This window comes from Bacillus sp. UMB0728 (assembly GCF_002858875.1).
GTDB lineage: Bacteria > Bacillota > Bacilli > Bacillales > Cytobacillaceae > Bacillus_AB > Bacillus_AB infantis.
The window spans coordinates 536,162-556,022 of the sequence record NZ_PKLA01000002.1 but is presented as its reverse complement, the minus strand read 5'-3'; the positions used below and the strand labels follow the sequence as shown (position 1 = coordinate 556,022).

Here is a 19,861-nt window from a genome sequence, read left to right as displayed (position 1 = left end):
TTTATCCTCGCTTAAAATAAACTGCCTTCCCCATACTGCCCTATCCAATCCTGCCTGAAAGATTCTACATTGTCTTCAATGGAAGGAATTTTGACGAGTGCTTCGATCAGTTCCGGTGCTGCAGTAATTCCATGTGCACCGGCAAGGCAGACATTGTGGATCTGCTGGACGTTTTTAAAGCTGGCTGCCAGGACTTCACAAGATAAATTATGCTTTGAGAAAATCTCAGTAATCTCTGCAACTACCTTCGCACCATTGCCTGTAAGATTATCGATCCGGTTAACATAAGGAGCCACATAATCGGCGCCGGCTTTGGCAGCAAGATAGGCGTTCATCGGTGTATAAACCGTTGTTGCCAGTGTGCGGATGCCCTCGGCCTTCAGCATTTTGATTGCTTTGATACCCTCGAAGGTGACAGGAATTTTTACAACAACGTTCCCGGAAACAGCTTCACAAAGCCAGCGGGCTTCTCCCGCCATTCCTTCTGCATCCCCGGCGATCGTCTGGGCAAACAGCTCTTTTTCTTCTCCGATAACAGATCTGATTTCCTTAAGCAAAGGCAGGAAAGGCTTTTGCTCCTTTACAACGATGCTCGGATTGGTGGTGACCCCGTCAATCGGGAAAAAATCCACGAGCTTTTTAATGCTTTCAACATTTGCTGAATCAATGACTAATTTCATTTCCCTTGCCCCCTCTTATTAAAAATAATAGCCTAACTCTTGGATGGCAAAAGTTAAGCTATTGTTTTTTATTCATTATGAGTAGATCCGAATAGTGTCTCCAGCATTAACTTCCTGGATTTCACTGTCTTCCAGGTAAAGGGTGCCTGGCAGCTCCGGAGTCTGGGATCCGTCGAACTTCAGGGTAATATGGCCGAGTGAGGAAAGATTTTGTTTCACAGCATCACCGACAGAAGTAACTTTATATTCATTGCTGCCGATCTGCAGGGTATCGCCTGCTGCAATCTCGCCTTCAACTTCTTTTACATCGATAAGCAGGCAGTACTCAGCAAGCTCAGCTGGAGCATTATCCCCGAAAAGGATGAACATTTTTTCACCGATAAAGTCAGTTACCGAAGGGCCGATGCTGTTGATTTTAGTTTCAAATTTCGTTGTCATGGTTGAGTCTCTCCTTTGGATCAATTTTCTCTATTGCGGTACGGGGACAACAGGTGCAGATGCACTAATGAAGCCCATTATCCGCATGCTCATTTTCTATTATTCAATCTCAATCATACAAGCCAAAGCTTGCGAGCCAGGCAATGAAGACGGTCGGCGCCCCCGTGAGGAATCTGGAATATAGGACAGATGGAACCCCTACTTCGACTGTTTCAACCTCAGCTTCTGCAAGTCCAAGTCCTACTGGCACGAAGTCTGCCGCAGCTTGAGCATTGATGGCGAATAGGGCCGGCAATGCAAGGTGGGCCGGGATGTTGCCTTTTCCGATTTCAACCCCGATCAGTGTTCCGACTACCTGGGCAATAACAGCGCCAGGGCCTAAGAATGGGGATAGAAGCGGGAATGAGCAGACAAGTGCGATGACGATAAGCCCCCATACAGAACCTGCGAAAGGTGACAGGAATTTCGCGAACACGTCGCCGATTCCTGATTCCAGGATGACCCCGATGAGCATAGCAACGAATGCCATGAACGGAAGAATCGTTTTGATAACCGTATCAATGGCATCACGGCCGGCCTGGTAGAAGACGCTTGTGATTGAGCCCATTGCCATGCCGACTCTTGCCATTAAACCTTTTGGCTTCTGCTGTTCACTGATTTTCTTGTCTGAGCTGTATTTAGGTGTTTTGATCCCTTCAGCTGCCTCTTCCTGTACTGACATTGCCGGTGCCGGAGCCGCTGCACCTTCTGCATCTGCCAGCTGGATATTTTCCGCCTTTACGCCGGAAACGTAGATGTCTTCTGTAATATGCTTGGCCAATGGACCGCTCTGGCCTGTCGGCATGATGTTGATTGTCGGGATGCGCTTTTGCGGATATAATCCGCAGCGCAGTGTGCCGCCGCAGTCGATGATGACGCAGGCCATTTCTTTTTCCGGCACAGATGTCTTAAAACCGTCGACAAGCTCACAGCCTGTCAGTTCAGCGATTTTATCAGCAATTTCCGGCCTTTGTCCGCCGGTAATATAGACGACTTTGTTCTTCTCGTCTGTTGGTGTTATTACTAAAGGTCCGCCAAATCCGCCGGCACCCTTTGAAATTTTGATTGATTGAAAAGCTGTCATGTTTCCCACCACCTAGAATTCTATAGTTGAACGGTATCTTTTAGTTTTACGTTTTGCTGTTTGGCTACATAAGAAGTTGTCAGGTCAGTGATCCAGCCTCTTAAGAAGTTGGTGAAAATACCGACAAGGAAGTAGCGGAGAGCAAGCTCGGTTACATCATGGCCCAGCGTTGTGATCCCTGCTGAAATCCCGAGGAATACGAACAGCTCACCTGGGTTAACGTGCGGGAATAAACCGTTGTGTGTATGGCATGAATAAGATGCTGCTGCATAATAGCTTGGCTTATATTTTTCCGGAAGGAATCTTCCAAGTGATAATGTCATAGGATTGGCAAGGACAAATGTCCCGATGATCGGCAGAATGAAATATCTTGTAAATGCGTTTTTTCCTGATTTTCTTGCAAGTCTTTCAACACGTTCTTCCCCGACGAGGCGGACAAGCGCGTTCATGGCAACCAATAGCATGATCAATAGCGGTACAATATCTGTGACAAGGCCGACAAAGGTTTCGCCGCCTGTGCGGAATAAGTTCATGAACCCTTCAGCTAATTTGATGATAAAATCCATCTCTTCACCCTCTTCTCATTTCTTTCTTTTTCGGCATTAAATAGTCGATCCAGCCCTTTTTCACCTGCAGCTCGCCGCCCTTAGAAATGATGTCATAGCTCTTAAGCGCATCGGCAATCGCAAGCCGGGTCAATTTATCATGCCCTTTGAAATCTTCTTCGGAAATCTTCAGCAGGTATTTCCCCTCAAAACCATTCAGGTCCTTAACCTTGGAAAAAACGGTCACGCCCTGCATTTTCGCTGCCTTCAGAATTTTATTCCTTTTATCGATAGCGAACATGACGACCGTCCCTGCACGCAGTTTCCCTGTTCTTTTGCCGATGGCCACCCGGCCGAGCGATCTCATTTCGGCATACTTTTTATTAAAATGCTTGATCTGGAAAAACCCAAGGATGCTCTGGACCAGCCAGGCGATCCCAATCAATATGATTAAAAATAGAATCATCTTCTCAGCCCCTTTCCCTGTTTGACCGTTCGATGCCGGAGACAAAATCCTCGTAGGATCCTGCCTGTACCAGCTGTGCGATGAGCTCTTCATTGTTCGCAATCGCGATAATTTCATCATAGATTTTGACAATCAGGCTTTCATTGCATTCATTCTGTTCCTCCGGCAATCCGAGCAGGAACACAACCCTGACTTCCCTGCCATTCTCCATGACCCCTTCCGGGAATATCCCGACCGCCAGCTCAATGTCATTGGACTGCTGATTGAAGGTGTGCGGAAAGGCGATATAGCGGTCAAATACCATCGAACCCTTTTCTTCCCTTTCCTTCAGCCGCTCCTCGAATCCAGGGTCAAGGCGGCCAATTTCAGTCAGCTCATTTACCATATGGAAGACGTTTTCGTGATAGCCTTTAGAGCTGTCCAGCTGGAAAAATGACTCTTTAGCAAGCAGCTGGGCCATCACAGATTGATACTCGCTGCCATTTTGAATGTTGAGCCTCTGTCTGTAGGCCGCCTTCTCAATCTCCCTCTTCACACGGCTCTCATCGAATATTTCGTTGATCATGATAAAAGGTGCTTTAGTCTCAAAGGACAGCTTTACGGTAGAAAAAACAAGATCATATGAATCCAGGACTTCCTTCGCTGCGTCCTTTTCGGCAAAAAGGTCTATTTCTGTATCCTGATTCAGGATGCGCTCCAGCTGGATGCTGACGAGCTTTGCCGTCCCCCGGCCAGTCCCGCAGACGACTGCGGCTTTTTGGAAGCGTTTGACCTTGATATCGCTTTGGCCGATGAACACCCCGAAATAAAAGGCCAGATAGCCAAGCTCATCCTCCGGCACCTCAAGCCCATATCTGCTCTCGATCACCTGTCCGGCAATCTCGGCCATCTTGTAGGCAACCGGATATTTTTCCTTCACATCAGCGAGCAGCGCGTTTTTCAGGCGAAGCCCGAAAATCAGCCGGTTCAGCATAAAGGTCAAGTGGTACAGAAGATCCTGAAAGAAGGACTCATTCTGCTCAATGATTTCCTTTTTAAAGCCAACCTGTTCCAGGATCTGTTCAAGCAGCCGCCTTACATCATCGGTAATCGCAATATCTGCCAGCGTCCGGTTATTTGTCGGCGTCCGCCTTCCTGCAATCGGGATCGTGATGAACAGAGCCTCCGCCTCAGGAATTTCAATCGGGAGCTGATTTTGGATCGCTTCAACAATTTCAAGCGCGATCCCATGCTCCTGTGTGCCGATCAGCTTTTTATGCTTTTCCTCGATAGCTTCAAGATGATGGTTTTTCAAAAGCCGGTCCAGCATGATGATGATGAATTCCAACAGCCTCTCCTGGGTAGGAGACTCGAGGTTATACTCATTCGAGATCCTCTCGATCGCCTCTGTAATATCTTCATCGAGCGGATAATCGCCATACAGCACATCATAAAGATGATCCAGGATGTAGAAGCGCAAATCCAATTCCCTGCCGCTCAGCTCCATCCCCCTGTTCGGCTTGCCGTGGATGATGAGCTTGTATGTTTCAAGGGAAACGGCTGCCTTTTTCAGCTCATTGACGAGCGTTGTGCGGCCTAAGTGCATTTCCTCAGCCAGATCATCCAGTGTATACGTTTCTTCGCTGTTGATGAGCCGGTCGATGATGAACCCGATCCGGCCCTTTTGCGAATTCAGCGAGCTATCTTCCGAGCTGCTTTCTTCCAAATAAGATTGGAACGCTTTCATATTATTGATATCGAAACGGAAGCCTTTTCCTCTTTCATTGAAAAAAGAAGCAATTCCGTCCAAGTCTTCATTCAGCTGTTTGATGTAATTTCTGATTGTCCTGGTGCCCACACCCATTGCTTCTGCAAGCTCATCAAGTGAGTGATAGGTTTTTGTCCGGGCAATTGCCAGCATCTTTGCTGCTCGTTCATCTATCATTCTGTCAGACATTTTTATCACCCCTATTTATATGGAAGCCGGACGGTCTGCCCGCTGGCCGGCTCCCATAAAGGCGCTGAAACAACGTCTTTATAAGCGTCAGCCGCGGGATTTGCCGCCTGAAATATTAAAGGTTGTCCCTGTCACATAGCCTGCACGGTCAGAAGCAAGATAAGAAACCAAGTCAGCGATTTCCGTCAGCTTCCCTTCGCGCCCAAGCGGGATTGATTTGCTGTAATCCGTTGAAAGGCCATCAACCGTCACACCGCGTGTATAAGCCAGAGCTTCATTATAAGCATCTGTCCTGAGGCCAGTCGTTTCAATGATACCAGGGGCAATCGCAACGACACGAATATTGTGTTTGCCAAGCTCCTTCGCCCATGCCCTAGTAAAAGCAATTACCGCTCCCTTTGTTGCGGAATAACAGCTCTGTCCGGCAGACCCTTCCTGGCCAGCCTCTGAAGAAACATTGATAATCACGCCGCCGCTTTGCTGCAGCATCTTCTTCGCAGAAGCCTGGGCAAACAAGTAAGGACCCTTCTGATTCACAGCAACCATGAAATCAAAGTCTTTTTCACTTAACTCATATTCCGGCTTTTCTCCCTTATCGTCAACCAAAAGTCTAGGAAGATTCACACCTGCGTTATTCACTAGGATATCCAAAGACCCGAACAGCTCAACCGTCTTCGCAACCGCCTGATCAACGCTCTCCTTCTTCGTCACATCACATTGGATAAAATAAGAACCGTTTTCCTGCTCGCCTTCTTCCCCATTCAAATCGGCAACCACAACCTTCACGCCGTTTTTCAGGAGTTCATTCGTAATATGTAAACCGATGCCCGAAGCACCACCCGTAACAATCGCTACCTTCTCTTCCAAACCAAGCCAAGAACTGCTCATCTGTCATTCCTCCTATAACCAAGTTGAAAACACTTACAATTTCTAATATCAGTATAGTAATAGAATTGAGAATAATTAATACAGACTTTTTCACTTAAGAGTGAAAATGGGTGTATGAAATGTGGGAGCGGGTTCCTTGGGTGGGCCATGGGGTCAGGTTCCTTGGCCCGTTTCCTTGGGAGAGCCATGGGGACAGGTCCTCGGTCCATTTCCACAAAGCTTTGCTGGTGGAACTAGGGGGACAAGTTTCCTTTGCCATGGAACGGGAGAGACAGAAAGGTATAAAAACGCGTATAATGCTTGCCTCTGGGGCTTAAGAGGGAATTAATCAAACGTTTGATTAGTTTTTTACGGCTGACCGGCATCTGTATTGAAGATGAATAAACAGCAGAAACTTAACAAGAAATGTCTAGTTAACCATATATATAGTGTGAGGATTTATTGTTAACTGGGGGAATTATAGGATGATGAGATGGGGCCAACTAATAAAAATGGGAAAACAAAGATTTGTGCGGATGTACACCCTGGCAATCTCAATTCCACTTGCACTAGATTACTATATAATTAAATTCCTACTTGATTCATTTCACATTAGTTTTGCATTTACTGAGATATTGATTGTCTGGGCAGTATGTTTGTTATTTGGGGCAGTCCTTGCTAGCTATGTTTGGAGCAGAATGGATAGATTGGGTTAAAGATTATCCCCTTATTTAACAGGACAGGGAACATATCCTTCTGTCAAAAAAACAGCCGGCGATAGTTCGCCAGCTGTTTCCTTTTTTATGCCTTTACCCCAACACCATTCACAACATTCTCCAACGGCTCGTCCCGCAGCAGCCTTAGCACATTCTCAGCGGACATTTCACTGGTAAGCTGGACTGCTTCGTTTGTATAAGCGCCGATGTGCGGCGTTGTAACCAGATTTTTCAAACCGATCAGTTCTGGATAAACCGGCGGCTCCTGCTCGAATACATCGAGGCCGCAGCCACGGATTTTATTGTTGGCAAGTGCTTCGTATAATGCTTTTTCATCGATTACACCGCCGCGAGCCGTGTTAATGAGGATGCTGTTCGGTTTCATGAGGTCGAACTGCTCCCTGCCAATCATCCCCTCGGTATACTTATTGAGCGGGACATGCATGGAAATATAGTCAGCAGAAGCAAGCAGTTCAGTTAGGGACACCCGTTCAATGTTCAGCTCCTTTTCATCAGGGGCAGGGGCAGATACATCATATCCCAGCACCTTCATCTCAAATCCCTGGGCTCTTTTGGCAACTCCCTTCCCGATGGCGCCGAGTCCAATGACCCCCAAAGTTTTGCCCCAAACAGATACACCGTCAAAACGCCCCCACTCTCCGCCTTTCACAAGTGCGTTTGCGGCAGGAATGGATCGGGCTGTACTGAGCATAAGACCAAAAGCAAGGTCTGCGACAGCGTCATTATTTGTTCCCGGTGCATTTGTTACGGCAATTCCTTTCGCACTTGCCGCTTCAAGGTCGATATTGTCTACACCGACCCCATGCTTGGCGATCACCTTTAAGTTCTCTGCCCTTTCAAGAAGTTCTTTGTCAGCTGATTCAAGACCCACAATCCACGCATCGGCATCTACAATCTCTTTCAGCATCTCTTCCCTGGAATATGGGATCAGCCGCAGGATTCGGCATCCCTTTTCCTCCATCTCTTCAATCAATCGTTCATGAAATTTTCCAAAGCTCGGTGTTGTAATGATTAACTTCATGATTTCCCCTCTTTTCATAGCGGGCCACCCCCTCACTGGAGGGACATGCCTATGTTATATACCTTTACTTCAATAGCTTTCTATAAATATCCTCCATGTCTGAAACAGACAATTCTTTTGGATTATTGTTCAGAAGTCTTGTCACCTTTGAAGCTGCTTCAGCTAATTCAGTCACATCGTCTTCTTTAATTCCGAATTCTTTCAGGTTCTGCGGGATATTCAATCTTTTTGTCCATTCTTCAATCTGGCTGATCAGTGCTTCAGCAGCCTCTGCAGCAGATGCCTCCCTGTTTGAAACGACTCCGATTTCCCTTGCGATCACAGCCATGCGGTCCTGGATATGATCCAAATTGAAACGTGTCACATGCGGAAGCAGCATTGAGTTTGCCTCTCCGTGGGGAATATGGAACTTACCGCCAAGCGGGTAAGCCAGGGCATGGACAGCTGCGGTGCCTGCACTTGTCAAAGCCATGCCGCCATAGGCAGAACCGATCAGCATATCATGGCGCGCTTCAAGGCTGGACCCTTCTTCGTATGCTTTTACTATGCTGCGTGAAATGAGCCTCATTGATTCCATTGCGAACATGTCGCTGATTGGATTCGCTTTGTTGGAGATAAATGATTCAAAAGAGTGGGTGAAAGCATCCATCCCTGTTGCCGCTGTGATGGCAGGCGGCAATGACAAAGTTAGTGTCGGATCCAGTATGACGAGGCTCGGCAAGAGGTACCTGCTTACAATTCCTTCTTTCAGCTCTGCCTCTGGAACGGTGACAATAGCATTCGGCGTCACTTCCGAACCTGTTCCCGAGGTTGTTGGTATAAGTACTGTCGGCACCCCTTTATTCTGCACTTTGTCAGTGCCGATCAAATCTCTTAAAGGAATTTCATTTGTGCTCATGACAGAAAAGATCTTCGTTGCATCCAGGGCGCTGCCGCCGCCAAGTCCAATCATCAAATCAAACGATTTTCCGGCGAGCTTTCCAAATACATCTTCGATATGGCCAACCGTCGGCTCCGGCTCAATCTCGGCTATGATTTCATAGGTAATCCCCGCTTCCCCCAGCTGTTCTCCAATCAGATCGGTAAAGCTATTATTCTTAAAAAATGGGGTAGTGATGATAGCTGCATTTTTCACCTCTCCTAAAATAGACAGATGATTCTTCAATTGTTTTAAAGAGTCATTTCCCGCTACAATTCTTCCTGCTGTTTGAAATGAATAGATGTTATTCATGATTGGCATCCTCCTGCTCTTTTTTATTCGTATGCTTTCATGATTTCCTTCAATTTTTCCTCCACTGCCTGTGTGACTGGTTCGACCGGATCTCTTGGAGGGCCGACAGGGTGTCCAAGAAGCTCCATCGCCTTCTTAAATACTGCCGGCGTACTCGCCATACTGGAAGCATCCCGTATACTCCTCAATTTCTCCTGTGCTTCCCTGGCCTTATCTAAATCCCCATTCTTCCAATGGTCATAGATGGATACCACCAGCTTGGGATACATATTGGACGTTGCAGCGATGGCCCCCTGTCCGCCTGCCATCAAGGTCCACAATATCAGCGGATCAGCTCCGGAATATACGGCAAAGTCATCATCTGTAGCTCTAATAAACTGCAGAATCTGGTCAAAATCACCTGTACTGTCCTTGATCCCAACGATGTTCTCAACCCTGCTGAGTTCTGCTACCGTCTCTGGCGAAAGCCTATTATTTGTTCTTCCCGGCATATGGTAGATAAGGATAGGAAGAGAAGTCGCACTGGCGACTTTTTTATAATGGTTAACAAGCTCCTGCTGGCTAAGGGTCATTAAATAAGGAGTGATAACAGAAACACTGTCTACCCCCGCCTCTTCCATCCGCCTCGTCAGTTCAATCACTTCTGCCGTACTGATCGCCCCGGTTCCGGCACAAACCGGAATTCTTCCTTTTACTTCATCAACCACAATTCTCGCAAACTGGACTTTTTCATCCATGCTCAGGCTGAAGAATTCTCCGTTTGTACCGAGGATGAATAACCCGCTGATCCCTTCATCGATCAAGCGGTTGACCTGCTTTCTTGCAGCAGCCTCATCAATCGTCTGGTCCTCCTTGAACGGCGTCAGCATGGCCGTAATGATCCCTTTCATTTGTATGCCCTCCCTTTTCAGATATCTTCACAAAATAAAATTAATCAATATCAGTAACGCTGTTGATAGCGGAATAAAAATCAATGCGAATAAGTAATTTCTCCTCCCTATCTCATAGGAAGAAAAGGTCGGGAGGAGATTGCTGATCAAAATATTGGCGCCGCTGAATGTACTGGTCTGCATCCCTGAAACAAAACCGACCAGGAGGGCACTGGCAAAAACCGTCTGATGGATTCCAAACAAAGCTGGATCTATCAGATTTGCGGCAAACAGCATCCCTACAAATTGGTGGACACCTGCCAGAGATAGGAGCACCACAATCAGCATAGTTGCCGGTATGTAAAATAGAAAAGCCATATCCGCCCCAGACCATGGCAGCAGCTCGACAAGCTCATCATCAAGACCGGTTATCTCCATAGAATAGATGAAAAGGCTCGCACTGATAATGACCGCATATAAACCGAATGACCTTGGAGCTTCTCTGAAAATCTGGAATTTCACATGCGCCAGCCATTCCCCTGCCTTTTTCAAAAAAAGGCTCCAGATGAGAGTAAACGGCAGGATGCTGATCACAATGATTTCCATGATGCCAAGATGATAGACAGTCTCCACGCTGAGCAAAAAAACGAAATACAGGACCAGCGGCACAAGCATGAGAAAAAGGCGTTTATAATCAGGCTGCTCAACGGCCTTCCCCTTCTCTGCTCCCGCTTCTTCTGCTTTGCCTTTGACAAGGCGGTAGGATAGCCAAAGTCCTGCAGCGATAATCAGCAGATTGACCGGCAGCAGACTTGTCCACTTTGTCCCTGTCAATTCCAAGGCAACAGCAATCGCTGCTCCTGTAGGAGTAAGCATCATGGCCAGCCCAAAGGAACGGCCGGCAAGCTCAGCCACCGCTGCCTGCCGCTGCCGTTCCTGATCCTTCTGGATAAAAAGGATTTTCGAAATCGGCAAGGCTGCCAAATTAATCAAATTCGCCAGAATGAATGTCCCATAATGGACCAGCTTAAGTGTCCGGATCTTATCACTTAAAACAGTCATATACTGCTTGATGTCCTTTATAAAATCACCGACAGGAAAAGAAATCAAAGGAATCAGGCCAATGAAAAAAATCAGTTTGATTAAAGAAGAAAAACCAGCCAGCCATTCCATCCAGGATGCACTGCGCATTACGGCAACAGCCAGCGAACAAGTAAGGAGGATGGTGGATAATACGGAATAGAACCGTCCAGACCCAATGATCGCTGTTAGGAACAGCAGGAATGCCGCCGCCGATAGGAGGGCCTGAAGCTCTGCCGAGGAAAACGCCAGGCTGCCATGATAGAGGACGAAGGCAGTGAAGAATATGGAGCCCCTGATCAGGAACAGTACTGGCTGGCTACGCATTTTGCCCTTTCTTCTTAGGTTTAAGGACAAAAACAACGGTCAAGATGGTAAATACAAAGAACAGCAGGGCAAGCGGTCTTGTGAAGAATGGTGTAAGATCGCCGCCGCTTTGGATCAAGCCATTTCTCAAGTACTTCTCAAAGCTGGCTCCAAGAAGAAGAGTGATGACAAGCGGCAAAGTGGAGAACTTCCACTTGTCCATGAAGTATCCAATTACACCGAAAATCGCCATGATCCACACATCTGTAATCCGGAAGCCGATGTTATAGCTTCCCGCAATACTCATGACAAGGACGATTGGAAGCAAATAAGACTTCTTGGCCGATAACAGGAATGGAAAGATTTTTGCGCCGATTGTTGTCATGAATACATACATGATCACAACGGATAAGAAGAACGCAATAAACAGTCCAGTCAGGAAATCAGGCTGGCTCGTGAACAGCAATGGCCCCGGCTGCAAGCCGTGCATCTGCAGTCCGCCAAGAAGGAGGGCCGTAACGCCATCGCCCGGTATCCCAAGGGCAAGCAGAGGGATCATCGCGCCGCCGATGACGGCATTGTTGGAAGTTTCAGATGCCACAACACCCTGTATATTTCCTTTTCCAAACGTTTCCGGCTCCTTGCTTGCTTTCTTTGCCCTGTCATAGGCAACAAACGTAGCCAGCGATGAACCGATGCCCGGAAGAATTCCAATGACCGTCCCGATCAGGCCGGAGCGCAGGAAGTTCGGCGTCGATTCCTTCATATCTTTAGAGGTAGGAAACGTCCTGTTCGTTTTGCTTTTCGGAATGATCGGGCTGCCCTGATCCGTCTCAAGCTCAATGAATACCCTTGAAATGACAAACAAACCAATCATCGCCGGGACTGCAGGAACGCCGTTGCTGAGGAAATCCAGTCCAAGCGGGTTTCGCGTTGCCGCATTGATGGGGTCAAATCCCCATGAAGCCAGTACCAGCCCGAAGATGGTTACGATCAAACTCTTGAAAAAGTCACCTGTCAGCCCTGCCACCATGACAAACGCAAACAGCATGACCATCGTGTATTCAAATGGCGTGAAAGACAACGCCAGCTTTGCCAGCTGCGGGGCAAGCAAAACAAGGAACACCAAGGAAATTAGGGAACCGATTAAGTTAGACATCGCTCCCATCCCAAGGGCTCTTGGCCCCATCCCTTTTTTCGCCAAAGGGTATCCATCAAACGCAGTTGTTACAGATGAAGGTGTTCCCGGCATTCCGATCAGGACCGCAGCGACCACCCCGCCTGAAATCCCTCCGATGTAAGCTGCCAGCAAGGTGGCAATCCCGGCAAGAGGATCCATTCCATAAGTCAAAGGAAGAAGCATGACTACGGCGAGAGTTGCTGTCAGACCCGGTATGGCTCCGAAGATTACACCTAAAACGGTACCGATTATGATGTATACCAGCGTGGGACTTAAAAAAATCTCTTGCAATATGTTTAAAATTTCCACTTTTTACAGCCTCCCACAAGGATAATCAGAAAAATAGAGTTTTAGGGAAATACACATTGATCAGGTTGAAAAGGAAATACAGCACAGCATTCAGTCCAATGCTGAATAACAGCGGTGCCAGCCATTTTTTCCTGTCCCACTTGAACATAAGCCAGGTGATCAGGAAGACAAACAGAAATGAAGTGACAAAATATCCGATTGTAGAGAAACCTAAAACAAACAAAAATAAAAGAATCATAGCAATATAGATGGAAGATCGGCTATTTTTCTCTATTTTCACTTCTGAGTCAGCTTCCATCTCTTCCATTTTGATCTCAGCTTCCGTCAGATCCCTCTCTGTGCGCTCTTTCCGGCCTGTCAGGTATTCCCTTAGAACCCCCGCCGCCGAAAAGATGATGAGCAGCCAGGACAGGACAACCACATATGTCCTCTGGTTAAGGACATCGCCGTTGAACCCCATCGTGCTGATATTCTGGGCCGTTACTAAAAATAGGACGCCGCATAATGCCAAAGCTGCCTGGATGATCATATTTTTTTTCATAAGCATCCCCCTGTAAAAAAATGTGTACAACAGACAGCCTCCTGTCTGTTGTACATCCATCATTTAAATGTTATTGGTTCAGATCGATATTTTCAGCAAGTTTATCAAAAAGGGTTTGGACCTCTTCATTCTTAGCCTTGAACTCCTCTTGATTCAAGAATTCCGGCTGCATCCCATTATTAGCGGCCGTTTCCTTGAAGGAATCTGATTCAGAGACTGCTTTGATCGTTTCTTCCCACTTATCCAGCACAGCCTGCGGAGTTCCTTTTGGCGCGTAGAAGCCGAAGCGGACAACCACATCGGTATCCAGGCCTAGCTCACCCAATGAAACGGCATCCTTCAGGCTTTCATGGAAATGACGGTCACGGCTTGAGGTAACGAGCGGGATGACGTCGCCTGACTCAACATACTGGATGGAATCCGGGGTAGAAGCCATCCTAAGGTCTACCTGGCCGCCCATATGTGCAGTGATCAGATCCGCTCCGCTCTGGAACGGCACCAGCTTGAACAGCCCTTCAGCGCCAACCGCCGAGATGATTGCTTCATAAGCTAAGTGCGCTGTTGAACCGATATTTGGAACGCCCACCGAAATTGATCCCGGATTCTTTTTGGCTGCTTCCAGGTATTCATCAAACGTTTTATATTTTGAATCAGCATTGCCGACAAGCACGTTAGGTGTATAAGCGACCTGTGCAATCAGCTCATAATCGTCATAACCAATATCCAGCTGCCCGACCGCATTCATGGCATTCAGAGTAGAGTGGTGAAGCAAAACAGTATGTCCGTCCGCATCAGCATCCAGTACTTCCTGAAGGCCGTTCTTTGTATTGGCACCCGGAAGGTTCAGGACAGTCGTATTCTCATCAAAAAGCTTTTCTTTTGTGATGACTTCGGATACGGCGCGGGCAGTCAGATCGCTTGTTCCGCCCGGATCATAAGGAATGACGATCCTGACATCCTTTTCAGGGAATTCCGCCGGGTCACTATCGCCGCTTCCGCCTGCTGAATTGGAACCGCAGCCTGCCAGAAGACCTACCAGCATCGTTGAAGCCAACATTAATCTTTTCATTTTCATCTCATTCATCTCCCTTTTGAATAGTTAAAGAAAGCGTTAGCAAAATCATCCACGGCAGCCGCGTCAGTCAAATTCACCGGCTTGCCTATATTGACTGACAATTTCATCCACTTCAAGCTTCGTCTTTTCAGGCAATGGCTTAACTGGAAGCCGCGGCTGACCGACCTCAAGACCGGCACTGTTCATCGCTTCTTTCAATACAGACGGCAAGGTTCCTTTTCCAAAGGCATTCCTGATCGCCCTCAGCTTTTTTTGCTGCAGCTCGGCGCCTTCCAGGTCACCCGCACTCCATTTTTCATAAATAGACACGACAACCTTTGGAAGCAGATTGGCCGTTGCGGCGATTGCTCCGCCTCCGCCCGCCATCAAAGCCGGCAGGATCAGGGAATCTGTCCCGACCAGGACGGTAAATTCCGGTCCCTGTGCTTCCAGATTTTTAAGGACATTATCAAAGCTGCCGCTGCTGTCTTTAATGGCAACGATATTGGATACCTTGGCCAGCTCTTTTACTGTCGATGGGGCTAATGGATTTCCGGTCATACCCGGAATATCATATAAGATGATCGGAATATTGACAGCTTCTGCAATCAGTTCAAAATGATTCTTCAGTTCTTCCTGTGAAAGCTTCACAAAATACGGAGTGATCACGGAGACTGCCGTGACACCGGCATCTTCCATCTGTTTTGTCAGACTGATGGTCTCAGCTGTGCTGTTCCCCCCTGTCCCTGCATAGACAGGAAGCCGCCCATCCACTTCGTCGACTACAATTCTGGCAATCTCTATTTTTTCTTCATTGGACAAGGAAAAGAACTCACCATTGCTTCCCAAAACGAATATTCCATGGCATCCAGCCTCGATCATATTGCCGGCAAGCCTGCGCAAGGCCGCTTCATTGACTTTTCCTTCCCCATTAAAAGGCGTTACCATGGCGGGGATGATTCCATTTGGTTTAAACATAAGACCCCTCCTGTCTTTCTTTTGGTGATAGATCAATGGCCATACGGAGTGCTTCTGTCATTGAACCATCATCAGCAAGGTTTTTCCCTGCAATATCAAATGCTGTTCCATGATCAACAGATGTCCTGATGATGCCATTTTTAAGTCCGACCGTAATATTGACTCCTGCTTCAAGCCCCAGCACTTTCACCGGCCCATGCCCCTGGTCATGATAACAGGCAACCACTATATCAAAATCCCCTCTGACCGTCCGGAAAAATAACGTATCTGCAGGATATGGCCCTGAGACCTCAATACCTTCCCGCTGCGCTTTCTCAATCCCAGGAACAAGCTTTTCTTCCTCTTCTCCCTGGCCAAACAGCCCATTTTCACCAGCATGTGGATTGATACCGCAAACAGCAATCCTCGCTTTTTCGTATCCAGCCCGCTTCAGCGTATCATGTGCCAACTTAATGACTTTATAAGTGCGGTCCGGGTTGATGGAGTTGACGGCTTCGATCAGACCGACGTGGGTCGTCAAATGGATTACCTTAAGATTCGGTGCAGACAGCATCATCGAAAAATCTTCCGTTCCCGTCAAGTCTGCCAATATTTCTGTATGCCCCGGGTACAAGTGGCCGCCTTTATGCAGCGCTTCTTTATTTAGTGGAGCAGTGCATATTGCGCCTATCTTCTTTTCGAGCGCCAGGGATACTGCCTTTTCTATGTAGCAAAAAGCTGCATGCCCTGCTTCTGCCGATACATTACCGTAAGGAAGATCCTGCGGCAAAAGATCCAGGTCGATGCAATCGACCGTCCCTTGTTCATACTTGCCTTCCTCCGGCTCTTTAATTATGTTCAGCTCCACCTGGAACTGCATCTTCTCCGCTTCTCTTTGCAATATTTTCGCATCCCCGATCACAACCGGGCGCGACTTTTTATACATCTCCTCTGACTGGAGGGCTTTCAGAATAATTTCAGGGCCTACTCCAGCAGCATCTCCCATGGTTATCCCTATAACTGGGCGCATATCTTTTTATCCCCTCTCAAGATGGTCAAAGACCGAAGCAGCGAAGACTCCGACCCAAAACCGCCAGCTTTGGTTACCATCACAATTTCCTTTTCATGAACCAAGATTCCAATCGGTATTCCAATTTCCACTTCATCCAGCAACTTAAATTCGTTGATTCCCATTGAAAGGCAAGCCTTTTTGGCCGTGTCCCCCCCTGTAAGGAACAGCCTGTCAACTCCATATTTTTTGACGATTTCGGCTGCTGCCATACCAAGTGTTTCAGAAATTCTATCGCTGACCAATGTGGGAGCCAAGCCTATTCTTGCACCGACTTCCTGTGCCTGCTTTATTTCTTCCGGGTTTCCGGATGAATATAGGACAATGTCAAAATTCCCTTCAATAGCTTCCTTGACTGCATTCATTACACGCTCTATTTCCCCTGCTGATTCTTCCTTCCGAAGCACCTTGTGGGAGTATAGCTTGATGCCTTTCACTGTTGGGTCCTTTAAAACCTTTTCCAGCTGCCTGCGGGAATTTCGATTGACACTCCCTACAACCATCAGCACTTGGTTCCCCGATTCCCCGTTCCAATGTTCTTCAGGCTTTCCCGTCTTCATCTTTTCTTCAAGAATGTAATTAGCCAGTCCCGCGGAACCGGACCAGATCACTTGATAGTTAGCTTTTCGTACATGGCTGACAATATTTTTTAAATCTTCCTCTGTAGTGGAATCAAATACAATGAAGTGAGTACCTTCATGATAATGCGCTTTCATTTTTTCAAGGACATGCGCTTCCCCTTTTTCCAAATCCTGTTTTGTAATCATTGCAACCTTTTTACCCGATTCTTTTTTCAAGATTTCCACAATGCTGGATTCTCTGACAGGCGTTTTGGGATCCAAGGCAAATTCGGTTTGCGCTAATGGCCTTCCGCCGATAAAGAGTTTGCCATTTTCCACTGTTCTATTATTCTTGGGATAGCCAGGGGCGATAATAGCAAAATCTGGCCGGAAACTATCATACACGGCTTCCAGCTCTGCACCGATATTTCCCCGCATGGTTGAGTCCAGCTTTTTATAGATTAGCTCAGGACCAATCTTTTTTATAAGCTCACTTGTTTGTTTCACTTGCTGATAGGCTTCCTTAGCAGATAATGCCCTGCTGTCTGTGTCGATCACCAGTACATCGATGTCCGTTTTAGTTGGTTGCTCATTGGACATCAGCACATATGTATTAAGTCCATTTCTCGCAAACTGGACACCTGTATCGTTAGCACCAGTCAAGTCATCTGCTATGATTCCGACTTTCATGTCTCCCCTCCTGCTGCACAACTTAAGATAACGCTTACATAGTGTTGAATAAAACAACACTGTTTTTTCTGAGTATTCATAACCCTTAACCCAAGGATAAAATTTATCATTTAAAAAATCAACACTTTTTAAATAATAAATAACACTAATTAAAAAATAGTTGCATTTTTAAACACAAAAAAAGCCGGCGTTTTGACTGCCGGCTTCTACTTATTATTAAGCTTTCTCCATAAAGTCGATCGATTGATCCCCAGCCGTTTCGCCACCCTGGATTGATTCATATTTTCCTCATGCATCAGTCTGTCTATAATCTCTGCTTCAATCTGGTCAAGCGGCTGATTAAGGTTGATAAACGCTCCCTGGACACCCTCCCGGCCGTTGACATGAAGTCCATAGCCATCAAGCAAAGGCAGTACTTCTTCGGTAATATAAGCATCTTCTGACAACTTTACAAATTGCTCAATTACTTGTTTCAATTCAGTCAGATTAGCATTCCAGCGGTGGGCCTGCAGTGCCTCCAGCACGGGGGGCCTGACGCCGGCAATCTGCTTTCCATATCTTTCATTGAATTGAACAATGAACGTGTGGATCATTTCCTCCAGTTCCCCTCCCCGCTCTCTGAGCGGAAGAAAATGGACTGACTCCTCTCTAAGGATTTCTAACAGCTTTTCATCAAGCTGAGAGCCAGCTTCTTTGAGGAGGGCTGAATCAATGAACGAGAACACAAGGGACGCGCGAACGCTGCCCATCATTTCGCGCAGCCTTTGCTGCTGCAGGATGGAGGCATTCTCGATCCCTCTTAAATGGACCAGGGTTCCTTCCGTTTCATTCTCCAGCAGCTTCAGCAGCTGATTAAAGGATTTAACGCCCGGGCTGCCCAGCTCCACTTCAACATGGGTGCCACCTTCAGGGAGTGCAGTTTTGAACAGCGCCTCCACAAACAAGCTTTTCCCTGTGCCTGATTCCCCCGTCACAGCAACCGGCAGGCCGGCCAGGATCCTCTTTTTGCCCGTCTCCAAAGCCTGTTTGAATGTGTCGGTAGACAGAAGCAGCTGTGGATAGCCATCCTGATTATTATGGGGAAATATGATATTCATCTCCCTCTTTTTTTGCAACTCAGCCCGTTTCAGTTCAAAGTGGTACAATGGCTTGCTGCCGCCATCGCTGATATAGTCAGCATTGATGTCGTAAAGGCCGGACCCCCCGGCCACAGAAAGCTGGAAGGGGACCTGCAGCCCTTTCTTAACAAGCTTGGCTATCTTTTGAAAATAGGGATGGAGTGCAAACAAGGAGTTTCCTTGGACTGATGGGATGACCTGATTGAATGAGTAATTTGAAAAACAGACATCTCCCTCTTCATTGACAAGGGCAACGGCTGACTCAAGGCGATTGAGGATGCCACAATAGAAGGAGGTTTCAGCAGTCAGCCTTTCCTGCACTGCATACATCTGCTTCGCTCGATCAAATGCCTCCAAAATTGATTCCTTTCCGGAAGTGATCAACACACCCTGAAGCCCCATTTCACCGGCAAGACGAACGGTGATCGTGTCGCCGACAATAATTTTCACTCCATTCTCCTTTGCCTGCCGGACCGCAGCCGCCACTTCATCTTTATGGTTGATGGCGGTGTATACAATATCCATGTCAATTAAAGCGGAGACCGACTCAAAGCCCTGGATGATTTTCTTAAAGCCAATCATCCCGACTTTCTGCTGGTAACCTTTTAACAAGGTCAGAATCCTGAGGACATCGTACCCCGAAACCTCTATATCAATAATAGGCAGCGAAGCACTCTCCCTAAGCATGTCCGCTGTCCCGCCGCGGCTGATGATAAAGTCAAATGGCTCCTCCCTATAATTCTCCAGCAAATTCAGGCTCTCAACCAAATCAGCTTTGTGGACCACAATCTCAAATCCAGCAAGCTGCGGTTCCAGACTCTTAATAACCTCCGTTAAGCCTTGGTAAGGAGCAATAACTAATACTCGAATGTCCATAACAAACACCTACTATTGCAGATTTATACAGAATCTATTAAAGGGTATTTATCTCAGAAAAATAAAGCGTTTTCAAAAAACAAGAAGAAAATTAGATTAAAAATGCAACACCATCTTTATCTATTTTATTATTTAATCGACGATTGCACAATCCCTAATATGCCTTTTCAGGAGCCATGGGGACAGGCCCCCTGGCTCATTTTCCGGA

The 19,861-nt window shown here is 47.1% G+C and carries 18 protein-coding genes; all 18 read right to left on the bottom strand.

What is annotated here, in order from left to right:
• Nucleotides 1-11: 11 nt before the first annotated feature.
• Nucleotides 12-680 carry a fructose-6-phosphate aldolase gene (locus CYJ37_RS08505; protein WP_101549084.1) on the bottom strand — a complete coding sequence of 223 codons (669 nt, stop codon included), beginning with the start codon at nucleotides 678-680 and terminating at the stop codon, nucleotides 12-14.
• 75 nt (nucleotides 681-755) lie between these two features.
• The gene (locus tag CYJ37_RS08500; protein WP_101549083.1) at nucleotides 756-1,118 is read right to left on the bottom strand and encodes a PTS glucitol/sorbitol transporter subunit IIA; all 363 of its coding nucleotides are present in this window, start codon (nucleotides 1,116-1,118) and stop codon (nucleotides 756-758) included.
• Nucleotides 1,119-1,227: 109 nt separating this feature from the next.
• On the bottom strand, nucleotides 1,228-2,241 hold the full coding sequence (gene srlE / locus CYJ37_RS08495) for a PTS glucitol/sorbitol transporter subunit IIB (RefSeq protein WP_101549081.1): 1,014 nt from the start codon (nucleotides 2,239-2,241) through the stop codon (nucleotides 1,228-1,230).
• A gap of 20 nt (nucleotides 2,242-2,261) precedes the next feature.
• Nucleotides 2,262-2,807: a PTS glucitol/sorbitol transporter subunit IIC gene (gene srlA / locus CYJ37_RS08490; RefSeq protein ID WP_101549078.1), complete on the bottom strand. Its 546-nt coding sequence runs from the start codon at nucleotides 2,805-2,807 to the stop codon at nucleotides 2,262-2,264.
• Between the two features lie 4 nt (nucleotides 2,808-2,811).
• Nucleotides 2,812-3,252: a transcriptional regulator GutM gene (locus CYJ37_RS08485; protein WP_101549077.1), complete on the bottom strand. Its 441-nt coding sequence runs from the start codon at nucleotides 3,250-3,252 to the stop codon at nucleotides 2,812-2,814.
• 4 nt (nucleotides 3,253-3,256) lie between these two features.
• Nucleotides 3,257-5,188: a BglG family transcription antiterminator gene (locus CYJ37_RS08480; RefSeq protein WP_101549075.1), complete on the bottom strand. Its 1,932-nt coding sequence runs from the start codon at nucleotides 5,186-5,188 to the stop codon at nucleotides 3,257-3,259.
• Between the two features lie 87 nt (nucleotides 5,189-5,275).
• The gene (locus CYJ37_RS08475; protein WP_101549072.1) at nucleotides 5,276-6,076 is read right to left on the bottom strand and encodes an SDR family oxidoreductase; all 801 of its coding nucleotides are present in this window, start codon (nucleotides 6,074-6,076) and stop codon (nucleotides 5,276-5,278) included.
• Nucleotides 6,077-6,856: 780 nt separating this feature from the next.
• Nucleotides 6,857-7,831, bottom strand: coding sequence for a phosphoglycerate dehydrogenase (locus CYJ37_RS08460; protein ID WP_101549066.1), 975 nt, complete (start codon nucleotides 7,829-7,831; stop codon nucleotides 6,857-6,859).
• 46 nt (nucleotides 7,832-7,877) lie between these two features.
• Complete coding sequence (locus CYJ37_RS08455) at nucleotides 7,878-9,044, bottom strand: iron-containing alcohol dehydrogenase (protein ID WP_101549063.1); 1,167 nt, start codon at nucleotides 9,042-9,044, stop codon at nucleotides 7,878-7,880.
• Nucleotides 9,045-9,067: 23 nt separating this feature from the next.
• Complete coding sequence (gene dapA / locus CYJ37_RS08450; RefSeq protein WP_180827283.1) at nucleotides 9,068-9,934, bottom strand: 4-hydroxy-tetrahydrodipicolinate synthase; 867 nt, start codon at nucleotides 9,932-9,934, stop codon at nucleotides 9,068-9,070.
• 27 nt (nucleotides 9,935-9,961) lie between these two features.
• Nucleotides 9,962-11,320: a hypothetical protein gene (locus tag CYJ37_RS08445; RefSeq protein WP_101549059.1), complete on the bottom strand. Its 1,359-nt coding sequence runs from the start codon at nucleotides 11,318-11,320 to the stop codon at nucleotides 9,962-9,964.
• Nucleotides 11,313-12,788, bottom strand: a complete 1,476-nt coding sequence (locus tag CYJ37_RS08440) for a tripartite tricarboxylate transporter permease (RefSeq protein WP_101549057.1) — start codon at nucleotides 12,786-12,788, stop codon at nucleotides 11,313-11,315. The genes CYJ37_RS08445 and CYJ37_RS08440 overlap by 8 nt, the downstream gene beginning before the upstream one ends.
• A 25-nt stretch (nucleotides 12,789-12,813) precedes the next feature.
• On the bottom strand, nucleotides 12,814-13,329 hold the full coding sequence (locus CYJ37_RS08435; protein ID WP_180827282.1) for a tripartite tricarboxylate transporter TctB family protein: 516 nt from the start codon (nucleotides 13,327-13,329) through the stop codon (nucleotides 12,814-12,816).
• A gap of 70 nt (nucleotides 13,330-13,399) precedes the next feature.
• Nucleotides 13,400-14,404, bottom strand: a complete 1,005-nt coding sequence (locus CYJ37_RS08430) for a tripartite tricarboxylate transporter substrate binding protein (protein ID WP_180827281.1) — start codon at nucleotides 14,402-14,404, stop codon at nucleotides 13,400-13,402.
• A 63-nt stretch (nucleotides 14,405-14,467) separates the two neighbouring features.
• Entirely contained in the window at nucleotides 14,468-15,361 is an 894-nt protein-coding gene (gene dapA, locus CYJ37_RS08425) for a 4-hydroxy-tetrahydrodipicolinate synthase (RefSeq protein WP_101549051.1), read from the bottom strand.
• Nucleotides 15,354-16,370 carry a 4-hydroxythreonine-4-phosphate dehydrogenase PdxA gene (pdxA, locus tag CYJ37_RS08420; RefSeq protein ID WP_101549049.1) on the bottom strand — a complete coding sequence of 339 codons (1,017 nt, stop codon included), beginning with the start codon at nucleotides 16,368-16,370 and terminating at the stop codon, nucleotides 15,354-15,356. The genes dapA (CYJ37_RS08425) and pdxA overlap by 8 nt, the downstream gene beginning before the upstream one ends.
• Complete coding sequence (locus CYJ37_RS08415) at nucleotides 16,355-17,659, bottom strand: four-carbon acid sugar kinase family protein (protein WP_101549048.1); 1,305 nt, start codon at nucleotides 17,657-17,659, stop codon at nucleotides 16,355-16,357. The genes pdxA and CYJ37_RS08415 overlap by 16 nt, the downstream gene beginning before the upstream one ends.
• Before the next feature lie 206 nt (nucleotides 17,660-17,865).
• Nucleotides 17,866-19,653, bottom strand: a complete 1,788-nt coding sequence (locus CYJ37_RS08410) for a sigma-54-dependent transcriptional regulator (RefSeq protein WP_101549046.1) — start codon at nucleotides 19,651-19,653, stop codon at nucleotides 17,866-17,868.
• Nucleotides 19,654-19,861: the final 208 nt, after the last annotated feature.

Bases quoted from the DNA above. Each gene is read 5' to 3' on its own strand.
- srlE (WP_101549081.1), bottom strand. From the start codon at position 2,241: ATGACAGCTTTTCAATCAATCAAAATTTCAAAGGGTGCCGGCGGATTT.
- CYJ37_RS08500 (WP_101549083.1), bottom strand. From the start codon at position 1,118: ATGACAACGAAATTTGAAACTAAAATCAACAGCATCGGCCCTTCGGTA.
- CYJ37_RS08430 (WP_180827281.1), bottom strand. From the start codon at position 14,404: ATGAAAATGAAAAGATTAATGTTGGCTTCAACGATGCTGGTAGGTCTT.
- pdxA (WP_101549049.1), bottom strand. From the start codon at position 16,370: ATGCGCCCAGTTATAGGGATAACCATGGGAGATGCTGCTGGAGTAGGC.
- CYJ37_RS08460 (WP_101549066.1), bottom strand. From the start codon at position 7,831: ATGAAAAGAGGGGAAATCATGAAGTTAATCATTACAACACCGAGCTTT.
- CYJ37_RS08415 (WP_101549048.1), bottom strand. From the start codon at position 17,659: ATGAAAGTCGGAATCATAGCAGATGACTTGACTGGTGCTAACGATACA.
- CYJ37_RS08505 (WP_101549084.1), bottom strand. From the start codon at position 680: ATGAAATTAGTCATTGATTCAGCAAATGTTGAAAGCATTAAAAAGCTC.
- CYJ37_RS08445 (WP_101549059.1), bottom strand. From the start codon at position 11,320: ATGCGTAGCCAGCCAGTACTGTTCCTGATCAGGGGCTCCATATTCTTC.
- CYJ37_RS08480 (WP_101549075.1), bottom strand. From the start codon at position 5,188: ATGTCTGACAGAATGATAGATGAACGAGCAGCAAAGATGCTGGCAATT.
- CYJ37_RS08455 (WP_101549063.1), bottom strand. From the start codon at position 9,044: ATGAATAACATCTATTCATTTCAAACAGCAGGAAGAATTGTAGCGGGA.
- CYJ37_RS08435 (WP_180827282.1), bottom strand. From the start codon at position 13,329: ATGAAAAAAAATATGATCATCCAGGCAGCTTTGGCATTATGCGGCGTC.
- dapA (WP_101549051.1), bottom strand. From the start codon at position 15,361: ATGTTTAAACCAAATGGAATCATCCCCGCCATGGTAACGCCTTTTAAT.
- CYJ37_RS08410 (WP_101549046.1), bottom strand. From the start codon at position 19,653: ATGGACATTCGAGTATTAGTTATTGCTCCTTACCAAGGCTTAACGGAG.
- CYJ37_RS08485 (WP_101549077.1), bottom strand. From the start codon at position 3,252: ATGATTCTATTTTTAATCATATTGATTGGGATCGCCTGGCTGGTCCAG.
- dapA (WP_180827283.1), bottom strand. From the start codon at position 9,934: ATGAAAGGGATCATTACGGCCATGCTGACGCCGTTCAAGGAGGACCAG.
- CYJ37_RS08475 (WP_101549072.1), bottom strand. From the start codon at position 6,076: ATGAGCAGTTCTTGGCTTGGTTTGGAAGAGAAGGTAGCGATTGTTACG.
- srlA (WP_101549078.1), bottom strand. From the start codon at position 2,807: ATGGATTTTATCATCAAATTAGCTGAAGGGTTCATGAACTTATTCCGC.